Origin of the sequence: Mycobacterium marinum (genome assembly GCF_003391395.1) — a bacterium.
Classification (GTDB): Bacteria; Actinomycetota; Actinomycetes; order Mycobacteriales; family Mycobacteriaceae; genus Mycobacterium; species Mycobacterium marinum.
In genome coordinates this window covers 2,394,168-2,412,722 of record NZ_CP024190.1, presented here as the reverse complement: position 1 = coordinate 2,412,722, position 18,555 = coordinate 2,394,168, and the positions used below count along the sequence as shown (strand labels likewise).

Here is an 18,555-nt window from a genome sequence, read left to right as displayed (position 1 = left end):
CACCTCCGACCTAGAGGATATCTCCAAAGTTGGACTTGCCCCGCTCGTTCTCGGCCGCTGCCGGCGCAGACTAGGCCCGGCTCAGACTGTGCACCCGCAACGGCGCGATCGCCTCGCGACCGCCCAGCGCCGTCAGTTCGACCACCACCGCCGCCCCGGTCACCTTGGCACCAGTGCGCTCCAGCAAGCGGGTTGCCGCCCCGAGGGTCCCACCCGTGGCCAACACATCGTCGATGATCACCACGCTACGTCCCCGCAGCTCGAGACTGTCGGCGGGAATCTCCATGCTGGCAGCGCCATATTCCCTGTCGTATTCCTCGGTGAGCACCGGCGGTGGCAGCTTGCCGCTCTTGCGAATGGACAGCACGCCGGTGCCCAGGCGTGCGGCCAGGGCCGCGGCAACCAGCGACCCACGCGACTCGATACCGGCCACCAGGTCGGTGCCGGCCGCGATGTCGGCCAGCGCGTCGATCACCGCAGCCATCGCCTCACGGTCGGCAAACAGCGGAGTCAGATCCTTGAACTGAATTCCAGGCTCGGGGAAATCCGCCACGTCCCTGGTCAGCGACGAGATCAGATCCGCGACGGGGGCGCTCCCCCGCCCAGTTACCACTAAATCTGTCACTGCATCAACGCCCATCGGTCCATGTTCCAGCCTGCCCCCCAGCGAGTCGGATTCCTGCTCACGGCATACATTTTTTTTGACATCAGCAACGTGCGCTCCTGCCGGTACAACGGCAACGTTGGCATCTCGTCCCAGAGTACCGGCGCCCCCTCGGCGAGCAACCTGACACGCTCTGCCGGATCAGCGGACACCGCAAGTGCACTGATGATGCCGTCAATTTGCGGATTTGCGTAGCCCGACAGGTTGTTTCCGTTACCGCTGTGCAGGTCATATGCATCCATCGACGACGAACCCGTGGACCCGCTACCGGAGGCCCCACCGGTACTGGCCAGCAAAACATCGATCTTGCCGTCCCGAAGCGCCCCGGGCCCCGCTGTGTCCAGCGTCACATCAGAAACCGAGATGCCGGCCGGCCCGCACGACTTGGCGATGGCGCCGATGATGGCCGCCAGCCGTGCATTGGGCCCGTGGTAGCCGATGCGCAGGGTCAGCGGCGCACCGCCGAGCGCATCGCGTGCGGCGCCCGAATCACCCTTGGTGAACTTGCCCCCCTCCGCGGTGCCGTCGGCCCCGGCGATGGCGTCCTCGGTGGCCGGATTGAGCCGCGAGTTGGCGATCGGAACTCCGGCGTCGCGCGAAATCGCGTCCCGTGGCGTACACAACGCGACGGCGCGACGATTGCGAACATCGGCCAGCGGCCCCTTCGGCGAGAAGATCAGCTGTTGGATTCCCTCCGATGGCGAATCCGTGCGCTGGTAATTGTCGGGGGTGGTCAAGGTCCCCGAGGACCCGGCCGCGACGTCGACGACGTCGACGTCACGATTATTGACCCGGTCTTGGATGTCGGCACCCTGCGGCCGCACGATGACCCGCTTGGTGATCGCCTTGGCGCCCCACCAACGGTCGTTGGCGACGAGCACCACGCCACCATCGTCGAGAATCGACTCGATCTTGTACGGCCCCGAAGACGGAAAGTGTTTGAGATCCACACCCCGCTTGAGATCCCAGGTGGTATTCCACAGTCGCGCGATCTGCTCCACCTGGGGAGCCTTGTTGTCCAGCAGCGCCGCGGTGACGTCGATGCCAAGCTCATCGGCCAGGACGTGCGACGGCATCAATGATGTCGCGGTGAACAGCTGGGCGTAGTCGACGACCGCGCGGTCCGGGATGAAGGACACTCGGGCCTTCTTCTGCCCGGGCGTGCATTCGATGTTGGCGATGTCGACGTAGCCGGCCTGCGTTGCGGCATCGAAACCCGGGTAACGCCCGGATTCTGCGGCCCAGGCCAGCACCAGGTCGTCACAAGTCACCTGCTTGCCATCGGAATAGACGGCGTCGTCAGCGATTTGATAATCGAGCACCAAGGGCGCGCCGCCCACCACCGAGATCGTTCCGAAGTCGTGGTCGGCCACCACCTGGCCGTCGGGTCCGTGGTACCCGAACCCCGTCAGCACTCGGGCAAACGCCTGCGCTCCGGCGGATGCGGCTCCGGTGACGGTGTTGGTGTTGTAGGTGGGCAGCGGACCATCGACCACATAGTCGATCTGCCCCGCCGCGCTACCCGAGCACGCGCTCAGCGAGGATGCCGCAGCCAGCGCGGCGACCCCGACAGCGGCGATCTTGTGCCCATTGCCCCCGAAACCGCGCCGCAGGACATTGCGCAATCCCGACCACCGGCTGAAGTTGCGTTCACGACGACAGCTGGCCATCGCGACTACCGACGGCCGGCGTTGCGCTTGCCGGTCGGACGTTTGGTAGCGGTGGGGCGCACCGGGCGCGCACCTGGCGCCGGCTTGTTCGATGCGGCCGGCTTCGCGTCAGCCTTCTCATCCGGGCGCGCAGTCTCTGTCGGCGTCTCGGCGGCCGCGGTCTCGGTGAGCTCCTGCCCCGACTCGGCATCGGCTGCGGCGCGCTCGCCGGCCGCACGCGAAGCCGGAGTGCGACGCTTGATCACCTTGCGGGTGTGGGACCGCACCAGCTCGGTGCGCTCACGCAGGGTCACCAGCAACGGAGTGGCGAAGAAGATCGATGAGTAGGTGCCCACAATGATGCCGATCAACTGCACCAGCGCCAGGTCCTTCAACGTCCCGACGCCCAACAGCCAGACCGCCACCACCATCAGTGACAGCACCGGCAATACGGAGATCAGGCTGGTATTGATCGAGCGCATGAATGTCTGGTTCACCGCCAGGTTGGCCTGCTCGGCGAAGGTGCGCCGAGTGGTGTGCTGAAAGCCGTGCGTGTTTTCCTCGACCTTGTCGAACACGATGACGGTGTCGTAGAGCGAGAACCCGAGGATCGTCAGCAGTCCGATGACGGTGGCTGGGGTGACTTCGAAGCCCACCAGGGAGTACACCCCTGCGGTGACGGTCAGGTCGAAAATCATCGCCGCGATCGCCGAGATCGTCATGTACCGCTCGTAGCGCACGGTGATGTAGATGGCGACCAGCACCAGGAACACCACCAGGGCGATCACCGCCTTCTTGGTGATCTGCCCACCCCAGGTTTCCGATACCGCGGCGTCGCTGATGGCTTTCTTGCTGGGCTTGCCGTCGGCCCCCTTGGGGTGGAACGCGTCGAACAGGGCGTCGCGCAGCTTTTCCGTCTGCTCGTTGGACAGCGTCTCGGACCGGATCTGCACGGTCGCCGAAGCGCCGCTACCCACGGTGACGACCGACTCGGGATCGCTGCCCACGACGTTGTGGAAAACCTCTTCGACCTGAGTGACCTGGCTGTCACCACGCGGGAACGACACCGTGGTGCCGCCCTTGAAATCGATCCCGAACGTGAAGCCGCGCACGATGATGCTCAGGATCGCGATCGCCATGATCGCCCCGCTGATGCCGTACCAGAGCTTGCGCCGTCCCACCACCTCGAAGGCCCCGGTACCCGTGTAGAGCCGGGAGAGCAGGTTGTGGTGCGGCAGCCCAGTGGCCTTCTCGCTGCCCGAGCCGCTCAGTTCGGCCGAGCCCTCGGAGGCTTGGGTGAGTTCGACCGCCGAAGCGTCCTTCTTGGTGTTCTTGGCTGTGGTTTCGGCCTTGGTCTCCGACGCCATGGCGTTATCCCCGTCCCGTCTTTGCGATGCCCGATCGAGTCCTCGAGTCGGAGGCACGCCGTTCGCGAGCAACCTGCTGAACCGCACCCAAGCCGTTGTAAGCCGGCTTTGCCAACCGTGGCGACTTAGAGGCCAAGTAGACCAGCGGCCAGGTCACCAGGAAGACCACGACGATGTCCAGAATCGTGGTGAGGCCCAGCGTGAATGCGAAACCCTTCACCTGCCCGATTGCCAGGAAGTACAGCACCGCGGCGGCCAGGAAGGTGACCGCGTTACCCGACACGATCGTCTTGCGGGCGCGCGCCCAACCTCGTGGCACCGCCGAGCGGAACGAACGACCCTCACGGATCTCGTCCTTGATTCGCTCGAAGAACACCACGAACGAGTCGGCGGTGGTGCCGATACCGATGATCAGACCCGCGATACCCGCCAGGTCCAGGGTGTAGTTGATATAGCGACCCAGCAACACCAGGATCGCGAAAACCATTGCGCCAGAGGCAACTAGCGATAGCGCCGTGAGCAACCCGAGCACCCGGTAATACAGCAGGGAGTAGAGCAGCACCAACGCCAGACCGATCGCGCCCGCGATCAGGCCCGCCCGCAGCGACGTCAAACCCAGTGTCGCCGAAACCGTTTGCGCCTCAGACGATTCGAAAGACAGCGGCAGCGAACCATATTTCAGGACGTTGGCCAGCTGGCGTGCGGTCGATGCGCTAAATGGTGGCTCTCCCCCACTGATCTGGGTCCGGCCGCCGGGTATCGCCTCCAGAATCTGCGGTGCGCTCACGACCTGTGAGTCCAAGGTGAAGGCGGTCTGAGTACCGATGTGGGCGGCCGTGTAGTCAGCCCAGGTGTTGGCCGCCTGGCTCTTGAACTGCAGATCCACCACGTAGCCGATGCTGCGCTGATCCATTCCGGAGGTGGCGTTTTGAATCTGATCGCCGCTGATGATCGACGGCGCCAGCAGGTAGGCGGTCTTGTGGTCGGTGGAGCAGGTCACCAGGGGCAACTTCGGGTCATCGTTGCCGGCCAGGATGTCGTCCTTGCCGCACTGGGTGGCCTCAAATTGCAGAGCGACCATCTGGATGTACTGGTTGGTGCTCTGCCGCCACTTCTTCTCCTGCGCAATGCGCTCAGCGAGATCCTTGCGCGGATCCGGCAGCGCGGGCTCTTCGCCCGGCGGCAAGTCCGCCGGCTGCTGGGCCCCGGTGGCGGGCGGCGCGGGGCTGCCCGTCGGGGTCGGGCTGGGAGCGGGAGCCGGCGACGGCGGTGGGTCCTGCGGATAGGGCCGCGGCTGCGCCCCCGGGCGGCCCGGAACTCCCGATTGCGGGGCAGCCGGCGCGCCGGGTTGTGGCGCAGCGGGAGCACCGGATTCGGGCGGTTGCCCCGCATTCGGTGCCGGTCCGCCTGGGGCGGGCGCAGTGCCGCCCGGCTGCTGCGGTTCCTGCTGCGGTTCTTGGGCAGCGGGCTGGGCCGGCATCGAGTTCATCACCGGCCGGATGTACAGCCGCGCGGTCTGCCCGAGGTTGCGAGCTTCGTTGCCGTCGTTTCCGGGCACCGTAATGACCAGGTTGTCCCCGTCCACAACGACCTCGGAGCCAGACACACCGAGCCCGTTGACCCGGGCGCTGATGATCTGCTGGGCCTGGGCCAGCGCCTCGCGGCTGGGGGCCGAGCCGTCCGGGGTCCGCGCGGTCAGCGTGACCCGAGTGCCGCCCTGCAGGTCAATACCCAGTTTGGGGGCCGCCTTCTTGTCCCCGGTGAGGAAAACCAGCAGGTAGACGCCGATCAACAGGACCAGAAACACCGACAGGTAGCGGGCAGGATGCACCGGCGCAGAAGACGACGCCACGTTCCGTTTATCTCCTTGAAATTCCGTTCTTACCCCCGACAGAGCCTACGTGGCGCTGCGGGGCGCGTGCGTCACGCACGCGGCTTGCCGTGTTCGGACCCCGAACCCCGATCACAACTCCTTGGCTGTGTGGCTTTCCGAGATTTCCGAGATTTCCGGGCTTTCTGCATCGAGCTCGCCGTCGGAGTCGTCATCGGGCAGGATCCGGTCGCGTACGGCCAGCTTCATCCAGGTCGTGACCACACCGGGGGCGATCTCGAGGTCGACGGTGTCCTCGGTGATTCCGACGACGGTGGCCTGTAGGCCAGAAGTAGTGTGCACCCGGTCGCCAGGCTCGAGCGACTCGTGCAGGTCAATGGTGGCCTGCATGGCCTTGCGCTGCCGTCGCGAGGCGAAATACATGAAGCCGCCCATGATGAGCAGGAACGGCAGAAATAGGACGAAACTCTCCATCAACACGCCTGTCTTTCGAATCGGTATTCCCTCGGTATTCGAGGGCGGCGCCGAGCGTGACACCGGGCTCGCGCGCCTCGTAACGGTCCAGTCTGCCATTCCCGCAGGTCGTACCCCGACGGGCACCCGCCCCATTGCCGTCCCGCCCCACAGGGATCGCCGGGCTGGGGTGAGCAGATACGCTTTTACCCGCGACGCGACCGCCGCGCCGCGCGAGAGGAGAACACCCGTGGCCAGCCTCGATCAAAGTCGTCTCTTGGTCACCGAAATCCCCGGCCCCGCATCGTTGGAGCTCAACAAGCGCCGGGCCGCGGCGGTGTCGGGTGGCGTCGGGGTCACCCTGCCGGTGTTCGTGGTTCGCGCGGGTGGCGGAATCGTGGAGGACGCCGACGGCAACCGGCTGATCGACCTCGGCTCCGGCATCGCCGTCACGACTATCGGCAATGCGGCGCCCCGCGTCGTGGACGCGGTACGGGCCCAGGTGGAGCAGTTCACCCACACCTGCTTCATGGTGACCCCTTACGAGCAATACGTGGCCGTCGCCGAAGAGCTCAATCGGATCACCCCGGGCTCCGGCGAGAAACGGACGGTGCTGTTCAACTCCGGCGCCGAGGCGGTGGAGAACTCCATCAAGGTCGCCCGCGCACACACCCGCAAGCAGGCCGTGGCCGCGTTCGACTATGCCTACCACGGCCGCACCAACCTGACGATGGCCCTGACCGCCAAGTCCATGCCGTACAAGAGCGGCTTCGGCCCCTTTGCGCCGGAGATCTACCGCGCACCGGTGTCCTACCCCTACCGCGACAACCTGCTCGACAAAGACATCGCCACCGACGGTGAACTTGCCGCCGAACGCGCCATCAACCTCATCGACAAGCAGATCGGCGCCGCCAACCTGGCCGCGGTCATCATCGAACCGATCGCGGGCGAGGGCGGCTTCATCGTTCCGGCCGACGGTTTCCTGCCCGCGCTGCAGCGGTGGTGCCGCGACAACGACGTGGTGTTCATCGCCGACGAGGTGCAGACCGGATTTGCCCGCACCGGCGCCATGTTCGCGTGCGACCACGAGAACGTCGAGCCCGACCTGATCGTCACCGCCAAAGGCATCGCCGACGGATTCCCCCTGTCCGCGGTCACCGGCCGGGCCGAGATCATGGACGCCCCGCACACCAGCGGCTTGGGCGGCACCTTCGGGGGCAACCCGGTCGCATGTGCGGCGGCCCTGGCCACCATCGAAACGATCGAACGCGAAGGCATGGTCGAACGGGCCCGCCAGATCGAACGACTGGTGATGGACCGATTGCTGCGATTGCAAGCCGCCGATGACCGCCTCGGCGATGTGCGCGGCCGCGGCGCCATGATCGCCATGGAGCTGGTGAAATCGGGCACCGCCGAACCCGACGCTGCACTCACCCAAAAGCTGGCCGCCGCCGCCCATGCCGCCGGCGTAATTGTCTTGACGTGCGGAATGTTCGGCAACGTGATCCGGCTGCTGCCCCCGCTGACGATCAGCGACGAGCTGCTGTCCGAAGGCCTCGACATCCTGTGCCAGATCCTGGCCGACCTCTGACCGGCCCGTCCCCCATCCGTCGACACCTGGATTCGGCGGTGGGGTAGATCACACCATTTGGCGGCACTTGGCCGGGCCGAGGCATTGAGAAAGTTATTTACTTTAGCTAACGTTCTAGTTGTCTAGCGCAACGTCGCGCGGTCAAATTCTCGATTTCTGAGCCATTGCAAGGATCTGCCATGTCGCCAATCACGCGTGAAGAGCGGCTCGAGCGCCGCATCCAGGACCTCTACGCCAACGACCCGCAGTTCGCCGCCGCCAAACCCGCCACGGCGATCACCGCAGCGATCGAGCGGCCGGGATTACCGCTACCCCAGATCATCGAGAGCGTCATGACCGGATACGCCGATCGGCCGGCGCTCGCTCACCGTTCGGTCGAATTCGTCACCGACGCCGGCACCGGCCACACCACGCTGCGGCTGCTCCCCCACTTCGAAACCATCAGCTACGGCGAGCTTTGGGACCGCATCAGTGCACTGGCCGACGTGCTCAGCGCCGAACAGACGGTGCGACCGGGCGACCGGGTCTGCTTGTTGGGCTTCAACAGCGTCGACTACGCCACCATCGACATGACTTTGGCGCGACTGGGCGCGGTGGCCGTACCGCTGCAGACCAGCGCGGCGATAACCCAGCTGCGGCCGATCGTCGCCGAGACCCAGCCCACCATGATCGCGGCCAGCGTCGACGCACTCGATGACGCCACCGAATTGGCTCTGTCCGGTCAGACCGCTACCCGAGTCCTGGTGTTCGACCACTACCGGCAGGTTGACGCACACCGCGCAGCGGTCGAATCCGCCCGGGAGCGCCTGGCCGGCTCGGCGGTCGTCGAAACCCTGGCCGAGGCCATCACGCGCGGCGACGCGTCCCGCGGTGCGTCCGCCGGTTCGGCGCCCGGCACCGATGTGTCCGACGAGTCGCTCGCGCTACTGATCTACACCTCGGGCAGCACCGGTGCGCCCAAGGGCGCGATGTACCCCCGACGCAACGTTGCGACCTTCTGGCGCAAGCGCACCTGGTTCGAAGGCGGCTACGAGCCGTCGATCACGCTGAACTTCATGCCAATGAGTCACGTCATGGGCCGCCAAATCCTGTACGGGACGCTGTGCAATGGCGGCACCGCCTACTTCGTGGCCAAGAGCGATCTCTCCACCTTGTTCGAAGACCTGGCGCTGGTGCGGCCCACCGAGCTGACCTTTGTGCCACGCGTTTGGGACATGGTGTTCGACGAGTTCCAGAGTGAGGTCGACCGCCGCCTGGTCGACGGCACCGACCGGGTCGCGCTCGAAGCCCAAGTCAAGGCCGAGATACGCAACGACGTGATCGGTGGACGGTATACCAGCGCACTGACCGGCTCCGCCCCGATCTCCGACGAGATGAAGGCGTGGGTCGAGGAGCTGCTCGACATGCATCTGGTCGAGGGCTACGGCTCCACCGAGGCCGGCATGATCCTGATCGACGGAGCCATTCGGCGCCCGGCGGTACTCGACTACAAGCTGGTCGATGTTCCCGACCTGGGTTACTTCCTGACCGACCGGCCGCATCCGCGAGGCGAGTTGCTGGTCAAGACCGATAGTTTGTTCCCGGGCTACTATCAGCGAGCCGAAGTCACCGCCGACGTGTTCGATGCTGACGGCTTCTACCGGACCGGCGACATCATGGCCGAGGTCGGCCCCGAACAGTTCGTGTACCTCGACCGCCGCAACAACGTGTTGAAGCTGTCGCAGGGTGAGTTCGTCACCGTCTCCAAACTCGAAGCGGTGTTTGGCGACAGCCCACTGGTACGGCAGATCTACATCTACGGCAACAGCGCCCGTGCCTACCTGTTGGCGGTGATCGTCCCTACCCAGGAGGCGCTGGACGCCGTGCCCGTCGAGGAGCTCAAGGCGCGGCTGGGCGACTCGCTGCAAGAGGTCGCAAAGGCCGCCGGGCTGCAGTCCTACGAGATCCCGCGCGACTTCATCATCGAGACAACGCCATGGACGCTGGAGAACGGCCTGCTCACCGGCATCCGCAAGTTGGCCCGGCCGCAGCTGAAGAAGCACTACGGCGAGCTTCTCGAGCAGATCTACACGGACCTGGCACACGGCCAGGCCAACGAACTGCGCTCGCTGCGCCAAAGCGGTGCCGATGCGCCGGTGCTGGTGACGGTGTGCCGTGCGGCGGCCGCGCTGTTGGGCGGCAGCGCCTCTGACGTCCAGCCCGATGCGCACTTCACCGATTTGGGCGGCGACTCGCTGTCGGCGCTGTCGTTCACCAACCTGCTGCACGAGATCTTCGACATCGAAGTGCCGGTGGGCGTCATCGTCAGCCCCGCCAACGACTTGCAGGCCCTGGCCGATTACGTCGAGGCGGCTCGCAAACCCGGCTCGACACGGCCGACCTTCGCCTCAGTCCACGGCGCCTCGAATGAGCAGGTCACCCAGGTGCATGCCGGTGACCTATCCCTGGACAAGTTCATCGATGCCGCAACCCTGGCCGAAGCTCCCCGGCTGCCCGCCGCAAACGCCCAAGTGCGCACCGTTCTGCTGACCGGCGCCACCGGCTTCCTCGGGCGCTACCTGGCCCTGGAATGGCTGGAGCGGATGGACCTGGTCGACGGCAAACTGATCTGCCTGGTCCGGGCCAAGTCCGACACCGAGGCACGGGCGCGGCTGGACAAGACGTTCGACAGCGGCGACCCCGAACTGCTGGCCCACTACCGTGCACTGGCCACCGACCACCTCGAGGTGCTCGCCGGCGACAAGGGCGAAGCCGACCTCGGACTGGACCGACAGACCTGGCAACGCCTGGCCGACACCGTCGACCTGATCGTCGACCCCGCGGCCCTGGTCAACCACGTACTGCCATACAGCCAGCTGTTCGGGCCCAACGCGCTGGGCACCGCCGAGCTGCTGCGGCTGGCGCTCACCTCCAAGATCAAGCCCTACAGCTACACCTCGACAATCGGTGTCGCCGACCAAATCCCGCCGTCGGCGTTCACCGAGGACGCCGACATCCGGGTCATCAGCGCCACCCGCGCGGTCGACGACAGCTACGCCAATGGCTACTCGAACAGCAAGTGGGCCGGCGAGGTGCTGTTGCGCGAGGCGCATGACCTGTGTGGCCTGCCGGTTGCGGTGTTCCGCTGCGACATGATCCTGGCCGACACCACATGGGCGGGTCAGCTCAATGTGCCGGACATGTTCACCCGGATGATCCTGAGCCTGGCGGCCACCGGTATCGCGCCGGGTTCGTTCTATGAGCTTGCGGCCGACGGCGCCCGGCAACGCGCCCACTATGACGGTCTGCCCGTCGAGTTCATCGCCGAGGCGATTTCGACTTTGGGTGCGCAGAGCCAGGATGGGTTCCACACGTATCACGTGATGAACCCCTACGACGACGGCATCGGACTCGACGAGTTCGTCGACTGGCTCAACGAGTCCGGTTGCCCCATCCAGCGCATCGCTGACTATGGCGACTGGCTGCAGCGCTTCGAAACCGCACTGCGCGCGCTGCCCGATCGGCAGCGGCACAGCTCACTGCTGCCGCTGTTGCACAACTATCGGCAGCCGGAGCGGCCCGTCCGCGGGTCGATCGCCCCTACCGATCGCTTCCGGGCGGCGGTGCAAGAGGCGAAGATCGGCCCCGAAAAAGACATTCCGCACGTCGGCGCGCCGATCATCGTGAAGTACGTCAGCGACCTGCGCCTACTCGGCCTGCTCTGAGGACGGGAAGAAGTCCAACGGCCCGAACCCATCGTGGAGCTGGGCGGTGTTTGCAAATTTTTTGCTAACAATGTGAATTTTCTATGCGCTGCGCGTGAGGCGGGTGTCACATTCTTATAGGAGACTGACCGCCCTACCGCAGGAGCGCCGACGATGTCGTCTTTTGTAATCGCAACACCTGAGTTCTTGACCGCGGCAGCAAACGATTTGAGTGGGATCGGGGATGCCGTGCGGGCGGCTACCGGGGCAGTGGCGCCGTCGACCACGGCGATAGCCCCACTGGCCGGCGACGAGGTATCAGCGGCTGTCACCCGAATGTTTGGCGCCTACGCGCAAGAATTTCAAACGCTCAGCGCGCGCATGGAGCAGTTCCATACCGACTTTGTCCGGGCACTACTTACCGGCGCAGGAGCCTATTCGGGGGCTGAGGCCGCCAACGCCTCGCCGCTGCAAACCCTGGAGCAGGACCTGCTGGCGGGCATCAACGCCCCCAGCCAAATGCTGACCGGGCGCCCGCTGATCGGCAACGGCGCCAATGGGGTGGACGGCACCGGGGCGGCCGGTGGGGACGGCGGGTGGCTGGTAGGCAACGGCGGCATCGGCGGGTCGGGCGCGCCCGGGCAGGCTGGCGGCGCGGGCGGATCAGCGGGCCTGTGGGGTGCCGGCGGGGCCGGCGGCGCCGGCGGCAGCGCGACCACTCCCGGCGGGGCTGGCGGAGCCGGCGGGACCGGCGGCGCCAACGGGCTCATCGGCGGCGGCAACGGCGGGGTCGGTGGCGCCGGTGGAGCGGGTGCGGCCGGTGGAGCCGGTGCGGTCGGCAGCACCGCGCAAGCGGGTGGGGCTGGCGGTGACGGCGGGGCCGGTGGGGCCAATAGGCAACTGGTGTCGTTGTTCGGGGCCGGCGGGGCTGGCGGGGCCGGCGGGGCCGGCGCGGACGGAGCCGCGGGAACGTTGGGCTCGGCCGGCGTGACCGGACAAATCGGTGGTTTCGGTGGGGCCGGCGGGACCGGCGGGGCCGGTGGTGCCGACCAGTCGCTGATCGGTGGGTCCAGTGGTGGCGGCGGGGCCGGGGGCCTGGGCGGGGCCGGCGGCCTGGGCGGCAACGGCGGCGCCGCAACGGGCTTTGGCATGACCGGTGGCGACGGCGCAATGGGCGGCACCGGCGGCGCCGCCGGCGCCGCGGGGGCCGCCGGCGCCGTGACCGTACCAGTCAATTTCTTGGCGCATGCCGGCTCCGACGGCGGCATCGGTACCGGCGGCAACGGCGGTCTCGGCGGCAACGGTGGGGCCGGCAGCATCGGCACCACCGGCACCGACGGCACATCGCCGACCACGGGCGGCCCCGGTGGCGCTGGGGGCGCCGGGGGTGACGGAGGCGCTGGCGGCGCCGGCATCGGTGGGGTCGGCGGCGGGTCCGGTGGCAACGGCGGTCTCGGCGGCAACGGTGGAGCCGGCGGCCACGGCGGTATCAACACCGGCACCGGCGGCACCGCCAGCGCGAGCGGCGGTACCGGCGGCAATGGCGGTGCCGGCGGGGCCGGCGGGGCGCCCGGGGCCGCCAACGCCATCGGCGGTCAGGGCGGCCAAGGCGGTATTGGCGGAAATGGCGGAAATGGCGGCAACAACACCTCTGGCATCGATACCGCCGTCGGATATGCCGGCGGTGGCGGAGGAGGTGGCGCGGGCGGCCACGGCGGCAACGGCGGAGGCAACGGTGCCCTCGGCGGCCAAGGCGGCACCGGCGGCACCGGCGGCACCGGCGGCACGGCATCCAGTAGCAACACCGGCCCGACCCCCAGCGCCGGTACCGGCGGAGGCGGTACCGGCGGCGGAGGAGGCGGCGGCGCCTCCGCATCCGGCGCGGTCGGCGGCACCGGCGGCGGCGGCGGAGGAGGAGGCGCGGGTGCCGCCGCCGGGACGGGTGCCGTCGGCGGGGGCGGCGGTGGAGGCGGCGCCGCCGGCGGCGCCGGTGGCACCGCCGGAAATGGAGGCGCGGGAGGCAACGCCATAGCGTTCGCCGGCAGCACCACCTTCAGCAGCGCCTTCGGCGGCTCCGGAGGCACCGGGGCTCCCGGGGGCACCGGCGGCGGTGGCGGCGGCGGTCCCCTGGCCTCCACCTTGAGCCTTGACGCTGGTAACGGCGCCGATGGAGTCAACGGCGGCACCGGAGGAACGGGCACCACCAGCGGCGGCTCGGGCGGCACGGGTGCGGGCGCGGGCGGCCAGGGCGGCAATTCCTTCCAATTTGTGCCCAGCGCCGCGGGCGGCGCCGGCCAGTCCGGTTAGTACCGGCGCCGGCCGGCGGCCAGGTCGCTCTAACCGCCGGCTACACGCCGGCGCGGTGTCGCCGGAACGGGTGAAACGCCAGGCCGTGATGCTCGGTCCCGGCCTCGCTCTCCTCGGGTTCCTTCGGCGCTTCCTCTTCCGTTGCCTCGTCCTTTGACTCGGGATCCTTGGACTCGGGCTCGTCCTGCGGCTCCTCCTCGGCTGTCTGGTCCGCCTCGGGCGCGTAGGCCGCATAGGCCGGCGCCTCGGCCGGCGCGGGTACCGGTTGGACATCGCGCGCCAATCGCGCCACCAGCCTTGCCAAGACGGCACCGGCCAAGAACACGATCACCACACCCAGGCCCGAAAAGTACGAGACCTCGATGAGGGCGCGTTTGAAGTTCGTGGCCGCGACCGGGTCACCAACGGAGCCGATCCTCAACAGTGGGGCCAGCGACACGCCGACCACAAACCAGGCTCCGGCAAGACCGGCCAGCCAGCCACCGAACACCGCACTGGCGCGGTTTGTGGAAATGATCAATAGCAGCCCAGCGACCACGGTCACGATGCCAGGCAACACCTCCAGCCAACCTCGGGCGGCGGTCCACGCGTGGCCAGGGGTATAGCCGAAATCGAAGCTAGGCCCGACAAATGGGATCAGCGCTCCCCAGGCGCCCAGAACCACTAGAAGTATCCCGGTCACCGCGCCGCGTGAGCGTGGCATGCCCAACCGGGCGGGGCGATCTTCTGTGTGCGTCATCGCAATCTCCTCTTCCGATACCTTTTCGGGTACCCGAAAGCCGAGGCGATGTAACACCCGTCACAGAATCAAGGCAGCAGCGAATCGCACTACGACGCGAGCCCGAGCCCGAGCAGGACCAGGCTGATCACCGGGAACAGGCCCTGTGTCACCGCGGCTCGTGCCTTGTCCGGCGCCGAGATCAACAACACGACCGCCGCCGCGGCCATCGATCCGATGCCGGCGAAGATGAGTGCGGCTCCGATCCCGTTGTGGCCCATGGCCACACCAGCGATGCCCAATCCGCTGACAATCGCCAGAAACAGGTTGTAGAAACCCTGATTGAAGGCCAGCAGCTTGGTGGTTTCAGCTTCCTCCGCCGTCGTGCCAAACGTCGCGCGGGTGCGCGGCGAGGTCCAGGTCAGCGACTCCATGGTGAAGATGTAGACGTGCAGTAGTCCCGCCAGCGCGGCGAATATCAACCCGGCGATGATCATCATCACGGCCTTCCACTCGAACTACTCGAACGGCACCGGCTCGGTTCACCCGGCGGGTGGAGTCGGGTATGCGCGACCATACCGACCCGGACCAGGCTCGAAACGCCAGGTTGGGAGCAGATCGGGCAACGCCGCCCCAAAAGGCCCAGGCATTCCTACTATATGTAAGGCACATCACACAGGTGGAGGTTCAAATGGCGTTTGTGATCGCGGCCCCGGAGCTGGTGAGCGCGGCAGCCGAGAACGTGGCGAGTATCGGCACCTCGTTGGGCGCGGCCAACGCCGCCGTCGCGGCGTCGACCACCAGCGTGCTCTCGGCGGGCGCCGATGACGTGTCGCAGGCCATCGCCGCACTACTGAGTAGTCACGGCGCGCAATATCAAGCGCTCAGCGCTCAGGCCGCGCAGTTCCACCAGGGCTTCATGCAGCTACTCAACTCTGCCGGCGGAGCCTACGCCGGCGCAGAAGCCGCCAACGTCTCCCCACTGCAGACCTTGGAATCCAACGTGTTGGGCGCACTGAACACACCCACCCAGGCGATCTTCGGACGGCCCCTGATCGGCGACGGCGCCAACGGAACCGCGACGAGCCCCAACGGCGGTGCCGGCGGATTCTTGTACGGCAACGGCGGCAACGGCTACAGCTTCACCAGCGGGGGCACCCAGAGTGGCGGCACCGGCGGCTCGGCCGGACTGATCGGCAACGGCGGCAACGGCGGCAACGGCTTCCTCGGCGGGGCCGGCGGAGCCGCGGGCAGCGGCGGCTGGCTCGCCGGTAGCGGCGGCAACGGAGGTGCCGGGGGCTCGGTGACCGGCGTCGGCGAGATCGGCGGCGCAGGCGGGGCTGGCGGCAGCGCCCCCTTGCTGGGCTGGGGCGGCAATGGCGGGGCTGGCGGTGACTCCACTCAGGGCGCCGGTGGGATCGGCGGCGCCGGCGGGGCCGGCGGCGCGCTCGCGGCCATCGGCGGGGCCGGCGGCGCCGGCGGGACCGGCGCTACTGCCGGAGGGGACGGCGGAGTCGGCGGCGAAGGATCCGGTCGTTTGTTTGGTCTGGGTGGCGCCGGCGGCGCCGGCGGAACCGGCACAACCTCCGGCGGTGTCGGCGGCGACGGCGGTGCGGGCGGCGGCCTGCTGTTCGGCCTGGGCGGCTCCGGTGGGGCCGGCGGCGTTGCCACCGATGCCACCGGCATCGGCGGCACCGGCGGCGCCGGTGGCGAGAGCGGCGTGATCATCGGCTACGCCCAGTCCGGGGCCGGCGGCATCGGTGGCTACGGCGGCGACATCGGTGGCACCGGCGGCGCCGGCGGCGTGGCCGGTGTGCTCGTCGGCGCGGGTGTCGGAGGGTTCGGCGGGATGGGCGGCGCCGGCACAACCGGTGGCGCGGGCGGTGTCGGCGGCCAGGGCGTCACACTCACGGGACTGGGCGTCGGTGGCATCGGCGGAGTTGGCGGATTCGGCACCGCCACCGGCGGGGACGGCGGTGCGGGCGGCCAAGGCGCCGCGCTGTGGGGCGCGGGCTTCGGCGGCGACGGTGCTGTCGGTGGCAACAGTTTCGTCGGAGCAGGCGGCAACGGCGGTGACGGCGGCAACGGCGGCGGCCTGTTCAACATCGGGCGCGGCGGGGACGGCGGCAACGGCGGCAATGCCGGTGCCACCGGTGGCAACGGCGGCAACGGCGGCAACATCGGGGTAGTTGCCAACGGCACCTTCACCCAAACGCTTTTCGGTGACGGCGGCAACGGCGGCAACGGCGGCACCGGCGGCACCCCTGGCACCGGCGGCACCGGCGGCACCGGCGGCATATTGATCGGCGCCGACGGGACGAACGGATCCTGATATCGGGCTGGCCGCGGCGCGCGGACACACGCGACACCCCGCTGCGGCCACTCGTCACACCCATTTGGCGGACAAAAGCGCCGGTTGACCCAGGTCGGCCGGGGCGGCACAAAACCTGAGACAAAAAGTCTCACCAAACGAAGGCAACCCCAACCAAGTTCAGCAAAAATGGCTTCTTTAGCTTGTTGGTGCGGGTGACCTGACTTGGGTGGAGGCCTAGATGGGGTTTGTGTTCGCGACTCCGGAGCTAGTGAGCGCGGCGGCGCAAGATGTGGCAAACATCGGCACATCGTTGGGCGCGGCCAACGCCGCCGTCGCAGCACCGACCACCAGCGTGCTGGCAGCGGGTGGCGATGAGGTGTCGCACGCCATCGCCACAATGCTGAGGAATCACGGAGCGCAATACCAAGCGCTCAGCGCCCAGGGCGCCCAGGTACACCAGCGCATTGTCCAGCTGCTCAACTCGGCCAGCGGAGCCTACGCAAGCGCAGAGGCCGCCAACGCCTCCCCACTGCAGACTCTGGAATCCACCGTGCTGGACGCGGTGAACACACCCACCCAGGCGCTGTTCGGACGCCCGCTGATCGGCAACGGCGCCAACGGAACCGCGACAAGCCCCAACGGCGGTGCCGGCGGCATCCTGTACGGCAACGGCGGCAACGGCTACAGCTTCACCAGCGGGGGGCTCCAAAACGGCGGCAGCGGCGGCTCGGCCGGATTGATCGGCAACGGCGGCAACGGCGGCAACGGCTTCCTCGGCGGGACCGGCGGAGCCGGTGGCAGCGGCGGCTGGCTCGCCGGCAGCGGCGGCAACGGGGGTGCCGGCGGTTCGGTGAGCGGCATCGGCGAGATCGCGGGTGCAGGCGGGGCCGGCGGCAACGCGCCCTTGCTGGGCTGGGGCGGCAACGGCGGGGTCGGCGGCAACGCTCCCCAGGGCACCGGCGGTATCGGCGGCGCCGGCGGGGCCGGCGGCGCGCTCTCGGCCGTCGGCGGCACCGGCGGAACCGGCGGGGGCGGCGGCGTGGCCGGAGGGGACGGCGGCGCTGGCGGCGCCGGGCGCGGTCTGTTCTATGGCCTGGGCGGCGCCGGCGGCATGGGCGGTTCAGCCACCGCCGTTACCCCCCACACCGGAGGTACCGGCGGTGTGGGCGGTGAGGGCGGCGCCGTGTTCGGCTACGCCCAGGGCGGCACCGGCGGCATCGGCGGTTTCGCCAACGACACCGGCGGCCTGGGCGGCCAGGGCGGTGACGCCACAGCGCTGCTTGGTGTCGGAGTTGGCGGCGCCGGCAGCATCGGCGGCGCCGGCAACGCCGCCGCCAGCGCGGGCGGTGCGGGCGGCGCAGGAGCCGCACTCGTCGGTGTCGGCGTCGGCGGTATCGGTGGTATCGGTGGCTTCGCAAACGGCACCAGCGGCGCCGGGGGCGCGGGTGGTTCCGGCGCGGCCGTGATGGGCTTGGGCGTCGGCGGCGCCGGCAGCATCGGTGGGGCCGCCAACTCCACCGCGGGTGCCGGCGGCGACGGCGGTGAGGGTGTCGCACTCGTCGGCGTCGGCGTCGGCGGCGCCGGCAGCATCGGCGGATTCGCCAACGACTTCGGCGGCGCCGGTGGCCAGGGCGGTCAGGGCGCCGTGCTCATCGGCGCGGGCTTCGGCGGTGCGGGCGGCGACGGCGGCTCGGCAACCGTCAACGCCGTGGGCAATGGCGGCGACGGCGGCAACGCGGGCGCGTTGTTCGGCATCGGCGCCGGTGGACACGGTGGCAACGCCGGCAGTGGCGTGGGGGCGGCCAACGGCGGCAACGGCGGCAGCGTCGGGGTGATTTCCGACGGCTCGTTTACCCCGACACCCGTGGGCTACGGGGGCAACGGAGGCAACGGCGTCAATGGAGGAACCGGCGGTACCGGCGGCAGCGGCGGCACGCTGATCGGCACCGATGGGACGAACGGCTCTCCCTAGCCAGCA

At 68.5% G+C, this 18,555-nt stretch carries 12 protein-coding genes; 5 read left to right on the top strand and 7 right to left on the bottom strand.

Translation table 11 applies throughout. From position 1 onward, the window contains the following. Positions 1–70 precede the first annotated feature (70 nt). The 5 genes from CCUG20998_RS10230 to yajC form a co-directional block, all read right to left on the bottom strand. Positions 71–640, bottom strand: coding sequence for an adenine phosphoribosyltransferase (locus CCUG20998_RS10230; RefSeq protein ID WP_050674513.1), 570 nt, complete (start codon positions 638–640; stop codon positions 71–73). Beyond that, positions 622–2,334 (bottom strand): ABC transporter substrate-binding protein, encoded by a 1,713-nt coding sequence (locus tag CCUG20998_RS10225; RefSeq protein ID WP_038579422.1) that lies wholly within the window; start codon positions 2,332–2,334, stop codon positions 622–624. Before CCUG20998_RS10225 ends, CCUG20998_RS10230 begins: the two co-directional genes overlap by 19 nt. Positions 2,335–2,339: 5 nt before the next feature. Continuing rightward, on the bottom strand, positions 2,340–3,680 hold the full coding sequence (secF, locus tag CCUG20998_RS10220) for a protein translocase subunit SecF (RefSeq protein ID WP_020728498.1): 1,341 nt from the start codon (positions 3,678–3,680) through the stop codon (positions 2,340–2,342). A gap of 4 nt (positions 3,681–3,684) precedes the next feature. Beyond that, a complete protein-coding gene (secD, locus tag CCUG20998_RS10215; protein WP_020728497.1) occupies positions 3,685–5,532 on the bottom strand; it encodes a protein translocase subunit SecD in 1,848 nt (615 codons plus the stop codon). Positions 5,533–5,643: 111 nt separating this feature from the next. Then, complete coding sequence (gene yajC / locus CCUG20998_RS10210) at positions 5,644–5,985, bottom strand: preprotein translocase subunit YajC (protein WP_036455828.1); 342 nt, start codon at positions 5,983–5,985, stop codon at positions 5,644–5,646. A gap of 229 nt (positions 5,986–6,214) precedes the next feature. Here yajC and gabT point away from each other — a divergent pair, with 229 nt between their 5' ends. The 3 genes from gabT to CCUG20998_RS28910 all read left to right on the top strand — a co-directional run bounded on the left by gabT (position 6,215) and on the right by CCUG20998_RS28910 (position 13,545). Then, positions 6,215–7,555: a 4-aminobutyrate--2-oxoglutarate transaminase gene (gene gabT / locus CCUG20998_RS10205; protein WP_020728495.1), complete on the top strand. Its 1,341-nt coding sequence runs from the start codon at positions 6,215–6,217 to the stop codon at positions 7,553–7,555. Between the two features lie 179 nt (positions 7,556–7,734). After that, positions 7,735–11,259, top strand: coding sequence for a carboxylic acid reductase (car, locus tag CCUG20998_RS10200; protein ID WP_020728494.1), 3,525 nt, complete (start codon positions 7,735–7,737; stop codon positions 11,257–11,259). A 153-nt stretch (positions 11,260–11,412) separates the two neighbouring features. Beyond that, positions 11,413–13,545, top strand: a complete 2,133-nt coding sequence (locus CCUG20998_RS28910) for a PE family protein (RefSeq protein ID WP_038579417.1) — start codon at positions 11,413–11,415, stop codon at positions 13,543–13,545. Between the two features lie 40 nt (positions 13,546–13,585). Here CCUG20998_RS28910 and CCUG20998_RS10190 read toward each other — a convergent pair whose 3' ends face one another. Both CCUG20998_RS10190 and CCUG20998_RS10185 read right to left on the bottom strand, forming a co-directional pair. Continuing rightward, positions 13,586–14,284, bottom strand: a complete 699-nt coding sequence (locus CCUG20998_RS10190) for a hypothetical protein (RefSeq protein ID WP_036455824.1) — start codon at positions 14,282–14,284, stop codon at positions 13,586–13,588. Positions 14,285–14,373: 89 nt separating this feature from the next. Further along, entirely contained in the window at positions 14,374–14,760 is a 387-nt protein-coding gene (locus tag CCUG20998_RS10185) for a DUF1304 domain-containing protein (RefSeq protein ID WP_036455822.1), read from the bottom strand. 194 nt (positions 14,761–14,954) lie between these two features. Here CCUG20998_RS10185 and CCUG20998_RS10180 point away from each other — a divergent pair, with 194 nt between their 5' ends. Further along, positions 14,955–16,595 (top strand): PE family protein, encoded by a 1,641-nt coding sequence (locus tag CCUG20998_RS10180; RefSeq protein WP_038579415.1) that lies wholly within the window; start codon positions 14,955–14,957, stop codon positions 16,593–16,595. A 220-nt stretch (positions 16,596–16,815) separates the two neighbouring features. Further along, positions 16,816–18,549 (top strand): PE family protein, encoded by a 1,734-nt coding sequence (locus CCUG20998_RS10175; protein WP_116269103.1) that lies wholly within the window; start codon positions 16,816–16,818, stop codon positions 18,547–18,549. The last annotated feature ends 6 nt before the right edge of the window (positions 18,550–18,555 follow it).